The organism is Pseudoflavonifractor sp. BSD2780061688st1 E11, assembly GCF_005844125.1.
Taxonomy (GTDB): Bacteria; Bacillota; Clostridia; order Lachnospirales; family Lachnospiraceae; genus Sellimonas; species Sellimonas catena.
Map to the genome: position 1 here is coordinate 1 of NZ_SPHM01000068.1, position 11,507 is coordinate 11,507.

The 11,507-nt window shown below is 39.6% G+C and carries 11 protein-coding genes; all 11 read right to left on the reverse strand.

From position 1 onward, the window contains the following. Nucleotides 1-164 precede the first annotated feature (164 nt). The gene (locus FGQ85_RS17595; RefSeq protein ID WP_171028008.1) at nt 165-1,178 is read right to left on the reverse strand and encodes a sugar-transfer associated ATP-grasp domain-containing protein; all 1,014 of its coding nucleotides are present in this window, start codon (nt 1,176-1,178) and stop codon (nt 165-167) included. Between the two features lie 46 nt (nt 1,179-1,224). After that, complete coding sequence (locus FGQ85_RS17600; RefSeq protein WP_207670242.1) at nt 1,225-1,785, reverse strand: acyltransferase; 561 nt, start codon at nt 1,783-1,785, stop codon at nt 1,225-1,227. Nucleotides 1,786-1,789: 4 nt separating this feature from the next. After that, nucleotides 1,790-2,893 (reverse strand): NAD/NADP octopine/nopaline dehydrogenase family protein, encoded by a 1,104-nt coding sequence (locus FGQ85_RS17605; protein ID WP_138374108.1) that lies wholly within the window; start codon nt 2,891-2,893, stop codon nt 1,790-1,792. A gap of 18 nt (nt 2,894-2,911) precedes the next feature. Then, complete coding sequence (locus FGQ85_RS17610; RefSeq protein ID WP_138374109.1) at nt 2,912-4,000, reverse strand: sugar-transfer associated ATP-grasp domain-containing protein; 1,089 nt, start codon at nt 3,998-4,000, stop codon at nt 2,912-2,914. Between the two features lie 2 nt (nt 4,001-4,002). Continuing rightward, nucleotides 4,003-4,974, reverse strand: coding sequence for an ATP-grasp domain-containing protein (locus FGQ85_RS17615; protein ID WP_138374110.1), 972 nt, complete (start codon nt 4,972-4,974; stop codon nt 4,003-4,005). Beyond that, on the reverse strand, nt 4,971-5,504 hold the full coding sequence (locus tag FGQ85_RS17620; protein ID WP_138374111.1) for a GNAT family protein: 534 nt from the start codon (nt 5,502-5,504) through the stop codon (nt 4,971-4,973). The genes FGQ85_RS17615 and FGQ85_RS17620 overlap by 4 nt, the downstream gene beginning before the upstream one ends. 22 nt (nt 5,505-5,526) lie before the next feature. Next, nucleotides 5,527-6,129 (reverse strand): sugar transferase, encoded by a 603-nt coding sequence (locus tag FGQ85_RS17625; RefSeq protein WP_138374112.1) that lies wholly within the window; start codon nt 6,127-6,129, stop codon nt 5,527-5,529. Between the two features lie 9 nt (nt 6,130-6,138). Beyond that, a complete protein-coding gene (locus FGQ85_RS17630) occupies nt 6,139-7,398 on the reverse strand; it encodes an aminotransferase class I/II-fold pyridoxal phosphate-dependent enzyme (protein ID WP_243128602.1) in 1,260 nt (419 codons plus the stop codon). 65 nt (nt 7,399-7,463) lie between these two features. Further along, nucleotides 7,464-7,976 carry an antiterminator LoaP gene (loaP, locus tag FGQ85_RS17635; RefSeq protein ID WP_087167275.1) on the reverse strand — a complete coding sequence of 171 codons (513 nt, stop codon included), beginning with the start codon at nt 7,974-7,976 and terminating at the stop codon, nt 7,464-7,466. A gap of 266 nt (nt 7,977-8,242) precedes the next feature. After that, nucleotides 8,243-10,135: a nucleoside-diphosphate sugar epimerase/dehydratase gene (locus FGQ85_RS17640; RefSeq protein ID WP_087167276.1), complete on the reverse strand. Its 1,893-nt coding sequence runs from the start codon at nt 10,133-10,135 to the stop codon at nt 8,243-8,245. Nucleotides 10,136-10,172: 37 nt separating this feature from the next. Next, nucleotides 10,173-11,507, reverse strand: a 1,335-nt coding sequence (locus FGQ85_RS17645; RefSeq protein WP_138374113.1) for an LCP family protein, incomplete at its 5' end; no start/stop codon positions are given.

Consider the following 11,507-nt stretch of genomic DNA (forward strand, 5'->3'; position numbering starts at 1 on the left):
CATATGGGTGGCTCCGACATTCGGAATGGGTGGCTCTATGCAACGGATTGAGTGGCTCCGAAGTCACGGAATACTCAATGCATCTAAAATCTCTGGACATGCATTTTCACTATAATCATTAACAAAGCTAATCATAATATTATCCTCTCTTGCTTGGCAATCTCTTACTTTTTTAAATTCCGAATTTCTTTTAGACATTCTTCGTAATATGGCCAGCGTCCCTCTTTTGTGGTAATCTGTTCAGCATCAGGATCTGCTCCAGAATTTCCTTCTACTAATGCTACTTGATAATCTTTTGTTATCACAACATCCCATCCTATATATCGCATATCTGGTATTACATTTGCAGCCTCTGTAACAGTTTTTACAACCTGATTCCAAATTGGGACTTTAAATCCGACAATTGCTTTCTCGGAGTCCGGATGAATCACATATCTTTTATTATTTTTATCTACACCTGTTGTACATACTATGCCCGTCACTGGATCAATAAATGCGCATATCCCTTGATGATGGAAGTTATCCGCAATTTTTCCCTTTCTTCCGATTCGTAATAAGCCACCCATGATTTTTACTTTTCCATTTGCCTGTAATACTGATACAACTCTTAAAGTATTAATAGAAGAACTATTGAACTCCTCCATTTCCTTACATTGTGTTAAAGTTTCTTCACATAAGGCATTCACTTTTTTTATTTTAAAAAAATATTCATCGATATTTTTAATGCTGCTGACATCAACTCTTTCAACGCCTGTTCCAAACATTCCATCAGGTTGTTTTAAAAAAAAGCTATTTTTATTATAGAGAAATTTTTTAAATTCCTCGGAAGTCGCAGTTCTAGTATCTAACCAATCTCGGTGAAGAAATTTTGCAAATATCCTATCAAATTCATTTTTTTGATCGAAATAATGTCTGTGTTTTGGATTATTACATGTACGCATCATTTCAATTAGCTTTCCGTGAACTACATATTTTTTCCTGTCAATTGCCTTTTTAGCATAAAATTCATACTGAATATAGTCTAAAAGATATACTCCATGAAATCTGTATTCATAAACAAAATCCAGAAAAAGTGTTGCTTTTTTTAGCACTGATAGATCATCCGATATATTTTCTTCTACGGCTTGATTAAATCTTATAAACTTGTGCAATAAGTTCTCTCGATTTTCCTTTTTCATCATTTAGCTCCTACCTTTTAACTTGTATCTATAGCCCGCCATTTTGCTACATTCTTTTTTTGTTAAACCTCATCCACATTTCATCTGCGCATTCTTTTGAAATAGTCTGTTTCATATTGTCAGCCGGATGATCAACATGAAATTTTTTTCGATTGTTCATATACGAATCAAAATTTTCAATTACTTTAGCTGGCACACCGCCTACCACTGAATTATCCGGTATATCTTTTGTTACAATCGCACCGGCCGCAATAATTACGTTACTACCTATTTTTACATCGTATAAAATTTTAACTCCCGTTCCAACAAAAACGTTATCTCCTATTTCAATGCATCCGATTTTTTCCTGAAACTTTTCTTGAGATCCTAACCCGTTCAGCATATAATGGGTAACATCATGCGTAACAAATTCTACTCCTGATGCAATCCATACATTGTTTCCGATACTAATTAGTTCGGAATATAACGGAATTTTTCTCGATGTTATCATTACTCTATCGCCACATTTTCTAAAAATGTGATGTTCTTTTAGGTATCTTGCTCTCTTCATCGGCGAACGTATTAAAAACATTTTAAGCATTAATAAATATCTTTTATTAATCATCATTGCATTACTTATCCTCTAAGATCTTCTTAATATTTTCTTCTCCCAGTCTTTCCGGTGTTCTTCCATTTTTCCGGAAGTCCTGACCTAATGCTGCTCCTGCAATTTCTATCAACGCCGTTGCAACCGGAGTTGGAATTCCAAGCGCCTTTCCAAGAGACTCCAGCATAACAAGTCCCTGGGGAACATCCTCTGTTATGTATCGTGAATTCACAGTTACCGGTCCCTTAGCTCTGGTCGGCATGGCCGCATAAGAGAAAAACACTTCTTTTGCATCTTTGTCATCGTCCAGCGAGTTTCTGAACTTGCAGGCTTCTACATAGGAGAGCCGTTCGAAGCCCATTTTTTCTAATACGTCCATCTTTTCAGCATCCAGTTTTTCCAGCACATTCCATGCATGTTCTGTAAATGCGCGATGATACATACAAAAATCATTTCCCATTGCATCAATCATCGGAATACTCAAAACAGATCCAATAGTATGAACAATCATATTCGGATTGTGTAATGCTGCTCCTACCACGCTGTTCATGTAATAGAAAGGAAAACCTAACTGATCAAGTTTTTCTTTTACCTCTGGAAGATTTTTTGCCGGATATACCCCAAGTGGATTCCTGACATTTCTAAATCCGACTTTGAAAAATCCTGGTTCCATAATCCGCCCATCGATAAATGAACTCTGTGCTTCTACCACAGAAATTTTTTTCTCTCCGCAATACTTTAAAACATAGGCTGTCGAAAAATATCCAGGATTAATCAAAATAATTTGCCCATCTACAATGTACGGAGCCATTCTTTTGATCAGCTCTTCATGGTAATTGGTCTGAATATAGATAATAATCACATCCATGTCAGATAACACAGACAGATCTCTTGTCACATTGGAAATATATCCCTCTTTTTTGACAATCTCTAAATCCTGAGGATTCATACTTCCATTTTCCCCAAAATCTAAAAGAGTCATTTTCCCATTGTTTTTTTGTAAAAATTCAAAATTATCATCATGCATTGCGTTGGACGTCTTCACCAAAGTGACATTTAAACCTCTATAAGCCATATCTGCTGCCACTGCGCAGCCTCCATTTCCTGCTCCTACCACTGCTACTCTCATTACTTTCTCCTTCTTTCTTTAATTTTGTGCATTTTTTAGTGTTTTGTTTATGAAAATTTCCTCCAAAACTTCTTCTGTTAGGTCTCCAAATGTCGGGCCACAGGTAATTTGATTAGACCCTGGACAAGAATTGTACTCAATAAAAACAGGATCGCCTTCTTGGTCAATGCAAAAGTCCCATCCTATAATTTTAAAATGAGCCATCCTTTTGTGTACTCTTTTAATTTCTTCTATAATTCTTTCAAAAGATGGAATTTTAATTCCATCGAATTTGACACCTTCTTGAGTTTGAGTAACCCATTCTGCTTTTCTATTAACCCCTTTTTTCTGAAGCTCGCCATTTGTCTTAATTACACATGCATATCCGCCTGCTCCAACATTGTCTACTCTCGATCCTTTGGCTCCTACCCGCAAAATTGTCGAAAGAATATGTACTTTTCCCTTAAAAAAGAAAGAGACTACTCTTATAGTATTTAAAGAAGACTGATTAAGACGGCATAACACCGAATTTTGATTAACAACTTCCTGAACAATAAAATTTGCTCCAAGTGAAGAAAAGCATTTTTTGATTTCGTGTTTATTAATATTTTTTTTATCGAAGAATTTAATCAACCTTCCTTCACCACTGTCAATAGATGGTTTTACTAAAAATTCGCTTTCAATTAAGCATAATTCCACAGCCTTTTCTTCTGAAATAGGTAAATAGTCCGGAGAATAAAATACTCCTGCTATATTCATTACTACTGTCCTTGGCCGCTTAAGATCGGGAAACCACACCGCATGCATGCACTTATCCTCCCCAAATCTACGGAATTGTGTATTACTAAAATATGGCACAATTGTTCCATACCATAAATCGTCTGGAATATATCGTGGATCATTATCATGATTTCTATCCCAAAATATTTGATACCACATTTTATTAGGTTTTAACCCATATTTTTTCCAGTACGGAACAACAATTTTATTATATTCTTCGGTACAATCATATCCTCCATGCATCCTCTTCAGTCGAATTTTAGCTTTCTTTCTATATTCATATTTACGATACATCGATTCAACAGTACAATTTAGATTATCCCATTTCTTTCTTACTCCACTCCTCATTATTACTTCCCTCCATTTTTTTTCATCTTAATTTCACTATATTTCATCATATAAATTCCTTCATCATAACCCGGATCCTTTTTTATATTTTCTTTTCCCTCCAGATTATTTACGATCAGTTTCATATGATTGACCCCACATTCATACGCATGTGGATACCCACCTCCAAATCTCGGATTCACTTCTGAAATATAATAAGTCCCATCTTTTTCAAACACATCAATATCGATCTGTCCCCGGTATCCCATTTCTTCTGCAAACAAACTGAGCAGTTCATTCAGTTTGGGATCAATAAAGGACTCTGCCTTGTCCGTTTCTCCAGCTCTCATAACCAGTTTCTTTTTTGTAAAAACAGAAACCAGTTTTCCACTGATCATATCGATATAGCAGTCTGCTCCAATTTCCTGTCCTTCCAGATACTCCTGAATCATCAGCCCCTCATTATGCTGGAAAAGCAACTCAATCGTTTCCCGGTCATAAACTTTACTGATTGCAATAGATGCGCTCCCACAGACAGGTTTAACAAATACTGGATACTTTACTTGTCCTTTCTCAATATCCTTGAAAAACTCTTCCTTATCCACATAGCTTTTTGCACAGTGATAATGATGTTCTTCAAGCCATTGATACATTTCCCATTTATTCAGGGAACGTTCGCAGATTTCATAATCAGATCCGATAACACAGGTTCCGATTGCTACAAATCGATCTTTATTCTCCGCCAGCAGTGAAAGTTCCGGATCAATCAGAGACAATATCCCCTGAATTTTTTCTTCTCTGCAGATTTCTAAAATCTTCTCAATATATCCTGGTTCCGTCATTCTTGGAACAATATAAAAGGCATCGGCTTCGTATAATGCCGGTGCCAGTTTGCTCATATCCGTTGCAATTACTCTTCCTTTTCCCTGCAACTCCTTTTTGAAATACTGAATGATTTTATTTCTTGTACCCACGCTCAATACTAAAATGTTCATGAAAGATTCTCCTTTAGATACTTTTCCATAATTGCTACATCTTTAAATTCTGCATTGATATATCTTTCTTTATGAAGAATACCCGTCTGATGGAAACCTCTTTTTTCCCAAAACTTGACAGCCGTGGTATTTTCAAGTACTACAAATAATTTTATTTTTATCATATTCATGTACTGTTTTATATAGTTTTCTAATAATTCATAGGCCTCTTTTCCTATGCCTTGCCCCTGAAAATTCCGATTTCCAATGTAAAGACCAACTTCACAGTTTTGATTAATAAAGTTAGTATTATAGATACCTATCAAACCGATCGCTTCATCTTGAGGCGTACATATAATATATCGCTTTGATGTGGAAAACTTACTTGTATCAATCATATTTTTCATCCACTCTTTTTGTGTATCTATAGAAACTGGATAAAAGCCATTTCCTAAATATCGGTTCAACTTTTCATCAGAATTCCATTGATTTAAATAAGATACATCCTCCAAAACTAACGGGCGCAGATAACATTTTATTCCCTGTATCATATAACTCCTTTCCGGACATTCCTTAGTACAAACTATCTTTCCGTAAAACCATAGAAACCGTTTCTTTTAAAATTTTTATATCGTTTTTAAAAGTAATATTTTTAACGTATTTTAAGTCATAAGAAATTCGTTCATCCCATGATCCGCCATTTCTTATTTTAGCCTGTGCTAATCCTGTAATTCCTGGTCTTACATCAAACCGCTGTTTCTTTATATTATCGTATTCTCCTACTTTATATGGATGATAAGTAACAGGTGGTCTTGGTCCGATCAGTGACATATCTCCTTTTAATACATTAATTAACTGTGGTATTTCATCAAGGGATGTTCTCCGTAAAATTTTCCCTATTTTAGTAATTCTAGGATCTGAGTCTTCTTTTACTTTTAATCCATCTCCAATATGTTCTGCATTTACAACCATAGTCCGAAATTTAATAATCTCAAAAATTTTTTGATTTTTCCCCACTCGTTCTTGCTTGAAAAAAATCGGACCCTCTGAAGTTAATTTAATTGCTATAGATACAGCCAACATCACTGGACTTAATACAATAATCCCGCCTAACGCACATACAAAATCCAGCGGTCTCTTTATGCACGCCTCATAAAATCCTTTTCTTCTTCTCATATCAGACACCTACTCAAAACATCCCTTCACAATCTCGATCACTTTCTCCTGCTCTTCCACCGTCATCTTATTATCACTCGGCAGACACAGGCCTCTGTGGAACAGATCCATTCCCACATCCAGCGGTCTTCCGTCCTGTCCTACGGCTCCTCCTGCGATATAGGCATTGGTCTTTGCCCGTCCATTTCCTTCCCTTGTGACAAATCCGTTCATCCGGTAGATCGGCTGCATGTGCATTGGTTTCCAGACCGGACGTCCTTCTGCGTTATAGGATGCCAGTGTTTCCAGAATTTCTGTCGGACAACTCTTTCCCGGCTCACTGATATACAATGCTTCCTGTTCTCCCCGTACCTGCTTGCACATAGCTTCCGGATCGATTATCATACAACTCAGCCAGAAGTTCGGCTCACTGTTTTCTTCATCATACGGATTCATTTTCACCGGAAGGTCTTTGAATCCTTCTTTATATCTCTCATAAATTGCTTTCTTCTGCGCGATATGTTCTTCCAGATATGGGAACTGTCCTCTGACCACTCCTGCAATCACGTTGCTCATCCGGTAGTTGTATCCCAGTTCTTCATGCTGGTACCACGGCGCGTTTTCTCTGGACTGAGTAGACCATTTCCGCACTTTTTTTGCTGCTTCTTCATCATCTGTCAGAAGCATTCCTCCGGATGATCCTGTGATAATCTTGTTTCCATTAAAGGAAATGCAGTTATACGTTCCAAATGTTCCGGTCTGGACACCTTTATAGGTTGCTCCAAGAGATTCTGCTGCATCTTCGATGATGACTGCGTCATGTCTATCACAAATTTCCCGGATTTCATCAATTTTTCCCGGTGTTCCATAAAGATGTGCTACTACAACAACTTTTACTTCCGGATAGAGTTCAAATGCTTTTTCCAAAGCTACTGGATCCATGTTCCAGGTATCATACTCTGTATCGATAAATACCGGAACACCGCCTTCATAAACGACCGGATTTACCGTGGCATCGAATGTCATATCTGAGCAGAACACCTTATCTCCCGGCTTTACTCCTGCAAGCTTCACTGCCATATGAAGTGCTGCTGTTCCGGCTGATAATGCCACCGCATACTTACAGCCGACTTTTTCACAGGCAAGCCGTTCTGTTTCATTAATATTTTCCCCAACGGTTGACATCCAGTTGGTTTCATATGCTTCTTTTACATACTCCAATTCCGGGCCGTGCATGGTCGGACTGGAAAGCCATACCTTTGATGAAAATGGTTCCATCTTCTTACTCATCTTCCCTCACTCCTTTTTTTCTCCACTAAAAAAAGCCCGGAAGTTTTTCCAGACTGTTTTTCCTTTTATGTTTCAATTTTTTCTATAATTTCCAGACCTGCCTGGGTCTCCAGGATTCTCCCGAACATCGGGATCTCAAGGCTTGCTTTTCGCTTATGCCGGTCGATTTTGCGGATCATGGCTTCGCGTCCTTTCAATGGGCCGTCGGTGATCCGGATCCGGCCGTTTTCAATGATCCCGGTTGACATCTCAACAACCTGTTTTTCTTTTCCAAATTCGGTCAGGAAGTCTACTTCCTCCTGTTTTAGCGGAATGATTTCCCGTCCTGTCCCGATCAGCTTTGTAAGGCCGATCACTTTTTTCAGGCCAAGATACAGTTGTTCCATTTCGTCTGTAATCATGAAAACGTATCCTGGAAACAGAATTTTCTGCTCCAGATGCCATTCTCCTTTGTACTTCTTCATTGATTCATAGTAAGGGATAAAGCAGCGCTTTAAAATCCCGTGATCGATCGTTTTTTCACATTGTGTGATGATCTCTTCCTCGGTACCTGTGCGTACCTGTACTACATACCACATAGAAGTCCTCTTTCTTCAAATGAGGCCTTGTCGTATTTCATTTCATTAAAATGTGAGGGAAGTCGCTTTTATGAAATATTCTGCACGAAAAAAGCATACTCTTTTCACTTCCAAATCCATGAAAGTAAAAAGGGTATGCTTCGCCATCTCACCCGGACGCTTCTCCGGGTGAATCACGATATTCCATAATGACCACTTTCCCATTCAAACGCGACAAAGCGACGATTTGATTTGGTTAAGATATTTTCAAGTCCAAAACGACTTTGTTATTTTTCTTTTTTCTTATACTGATAAGTAGGTACAATTCTGGATACCCGTTCTTTGACATCCGATACTTCCTTGTAGCATGCATCTTTCAGTTCTGCAAGCTCCATCAGGAATTTATCATCATCCATATCGATCGGTTCTCCGATGAAAATCAGATTGTTATCTGTTTTATGCAAACCTTCCTCTGCCATTAAAAGCTCTTCGTAAAGCTTTTCGCCAGGTCTTAAGCCAGTAAATTTAATTTCGATATCCACTCCCGGTTTCAGTCCGGAAAGTTTGATCAGGTTGGTGGCAAGGTCGAGGATCTTGACCGGTTCTCCCATATCGAGAACGAAGATCTCGCCGCCTTCTGCGTAGGAACCTGCAGTCAGCACAAGGGATACTGCCTCCGGAATCGTCATGAAGTACCGGATGATATCCGGATGTGTGACGGTAACCGGTCCGCCCTCTGCGATCTGCTTTTTAAACAGCGGAATTACGCTTCCGTTGCTTCCCAGTACGTTTCCGAAACGTACTGCCGCAAAGGTGGTTCCTTTGGAATGGCGTGACATCATCTGAATGACCATCTCGCACATTCTCTTGCTGGCACCCATGATATTGGTCGGATTGACCGCCTTGTCCGTCGAAATCAGGACAAATCTTTCTACACCGTACTCGTTAGCGAGTTTTGCAGTATTGTAGGTTCCGAATACATTATTTTTGATTGCCTCATTCGGGCTTGTCTCCATCAGCGGTACATGTTTGTGTGCTGCCGCATGGAAAACGAGCTGTGGATGATACGTAGAGAATACCTTTTCCAGACATCCGGTATCCCGCACAGATCCGATCAATGCGACCAGATTTAATGACGGATATTTTCTTCTCAGCTCCTGTTCAATATCATAGGCATTATTTTCGTAAATGTCAAATATAATCAGCTGTTTTGCACCGTATGCCGCAATCTGCCGGCAGAGCTCGCTTCCGATGGAACCGCCGCCTCCTGTGACAAGTACGACTTTGTCTTTTACATATCCGGAAATCTCTGCAAGGTCCATCCGGATGCTTTCCCGTCCGAGAAGTTCTTCGATCTCTACCGGACGGATCGAACTTACTTTTACTTCGCCGTTAACCAGCTGATAGACAGCCGGAACGATCTGCATTTCACATCCCGTCTCCTTGCAGATCTCGAGAATATTTTTCTTTTCAGAAGCCGAAATCGCAGGAATTGCAAAGATAATTTTCTGAATCTGATATTTCTTTACCATCTCAGGAATATCTTCTCTTGTTCCGACAATCGGAATTCCGTCGATATAACGGTTCTTTTTGTTTTTGTTATCGTCAATAATACAGCGGATTCTTGTGTGCATCTTGTCTCCGCTTTTATTAAATTCACTGATGATTGCCCTGCCGGCCTCTCCGGCACCGATGATCATCGTATTTTTCACATCTCTGGATTCTACAGCCGCTGCTGAAGTCCTTGTGACAAACATCCGGTAAATCCGGTAAGAGAAACGGATACCTGTAATCAGAAAATACTGAAGAATTCCCCCCATTACATAATACGAAATCGGCATTCTCTGAAAAATCACGGTAGTCCCCACAATATGAAGTGCCATGGAAATCGCGCATACAATTGTGGTTCTCGACAGTTCGTCAAAACTTGCAAACCGCCACATGCTCCGGTACAGTTTAAACGCAAACATCAGAATCAATGTACATACGGTATGAATCGGAATATACCTGATCCAGGTAAAAAGATATTCCGGCGGAATGTCCGAGAAGCGGAAGTCAAATCTCAGCCATAATGCCAGTCCGTAAGACACATTCATTACAATTACATCATAGATAAACAATAAGATTGAGATACGTACCCAATGATACAGAAACAGCTTATCTGCCATCCATTTCCTCATAACACTTTACTCCTCATTCTTTTATTTCCACAGCCCTCTACTGTGTAATTTTTTCCCCACCTAAAATCCGGTTGATCTTGCTTGAAATGCTGTTTACAGAAACCTCATTCGGATTCATGACATACAGCATCTGGCTTCCGGATGAATAACAAGTATTGCTGTCTCCTGTTCCGATCGCATTGTCGGTCAGGATACTCCAGCTGCCGCCTGAATTGAGCTGCATCTGGATCAGTTTTGAGAGCTGATCCATAGATACATTCGTTTCTACACAGTCGTCAAGCTCTTTTACAATATCCATAGCTTTCGTAAGCATGGATGGTGTCAGCATCTTGTTGATAATTGCTGTGATCACGGCTTCCTGATTCTTTCCCCGCTGGTTATCACCGGAAGCAAAGCTGTGACGCTCCCTTGAAAAGGCAAGTGCCTGTTTCCCGTTTAAATGGTTCACACCCTGCTGGAAAGAATATCCTCCCGCTTCAAAAGCATACTCGGAATTGACGTCGACTCCGCCAAGTGTATCGACAATTTCAATCAGTGAGGTAAAGTTCACTCTCGCGTAGTAATTGATGTCGGTATTATATAGCTGCTCCAGAGTAGCCATGGAAACGTCCACTCCATAAATTCCGGCATGAGTCAGTTTGTCCCGCTGGTTTCCGGAAACTCCCGGAAGTGTCACGTAGTAGTCACGCGGCGTTGTTGTCAGAAGCACCTGGCGTGTTTCCGGATTCACTGTTGCGATGATATTCACATCGCTTCGGCTGTTTGTGGAAATCGGACCGTATACGTCGATTCCGCTGATATAGACATTGAACGGTTCTGTCACGCTCTGGTCTACTTTTTCCAATTTTGTATCAATTCCATACTGATACAGAATACGAACCTGATCTTCATATCCTTCAATCTCGTCTGTAATCAGACTGTTGAATGCCTCATTATAGATAGCCGCCTCAATTCTGCCATCCAGAAGGGCCTGTGCTTCCTCCTGAACAGTATTGAACTCCGACACATTCGGCTCCTGTCCGATCAGTGTGGAAAGCTTGGTAATCATCTTTTCGTTGTTTGTCTGATCAGCGGCCGTCTGAACTCCGAAAATATAATTCTGCGCATCCAGAATCGACTCCGCGCTGTCTTCCTTTTTGACCACAACGATCATATTGTCGGTTTTATACTCAGCTCCTCCGATATTACTGATTGCCTGATGCATATTCATAAAGTAATAGGTTCCGAAAGCAAGTGCGGCACTGATCAGAATACTCAGTACAATCCCCACAATATGAATTTTGTTCCTGATATACCCCGACTTTGCCACTTTCTCCATTCTAACAACTGAAAAATATATTGAAAATACAGCCTTTGGGTTGTATTTTTTTAC

Coding starts and splice junctions, on each gene's coding strand:
- FGQ85_RS17625 (WP_138374112.1), bottom strand. CDS start 6,129: ATGAGAAGAAGAAAAGGATTTTATGAGGCGTGCATAAAGAGACCGCTG.
- FGQ85_RS17595 (WP_171028008.1), bottom strand. CDS start 1,178: ATGAAAAAGGAAAATCGAGAGAACTTATTGCACAAGTTTATAAGATTT.
- FGQ85_RS17640 (WP_087167276.1), bottom strand. CDS start 10,135: ATGAGGAAATGGATGGCAGATAAGCTGTTTCTGTATCATTGGGTACGT.
- FGQ85_RS17610 (WP_138374109.1), bottom strand. CDS start 4,000: ATGAGGAGTGGAGTAAGAAAGAAATGGGATAATCTAAATTGTACTGTT.
- FGQ85_RS17605 (WP_138374108.1), bottom strand. CDS start 2,893: ATGAGAGTAGCAGTGGTAGGAGCAGGAAATGGAGGCTGCGCAGTGGCA.
- loaP (WP_087167275.1), bottom strand. CDS start 7,976: ATGTGGTATGTAGTACAGGTACGCACAGGTACCGAGGAAGAGATCATC.
- FGQ85_RS17600 (WP_207670242.1), bottom strand. CDS start 1,785: ATGATGATTAATAAAAGATATTTATTAATGCTTAAAATGTTTTTAATA.
- FGQ85_RS17615 (WP_138374110.1), bottom strand. CDS start 4,974: ATGAACATTTTAGTATTGAGCGTGGGTACAAGAAATAAAATCATTCAG.
- FGQ85_RS17630 (WP_243128602.1), bottom strand. CDS start 7,398: ATGAGTAAGAAGATGGAACCATTTTCATCAAAGGTATGGCTTTCCAGT.
- FGQ85_RS17620 (WP_138374111.1), bottom strand. CDS start 5,504: ATGATACAGGGAATAAAATGTTATCTGCGCCCGTTAGTTTTGGAGGAT.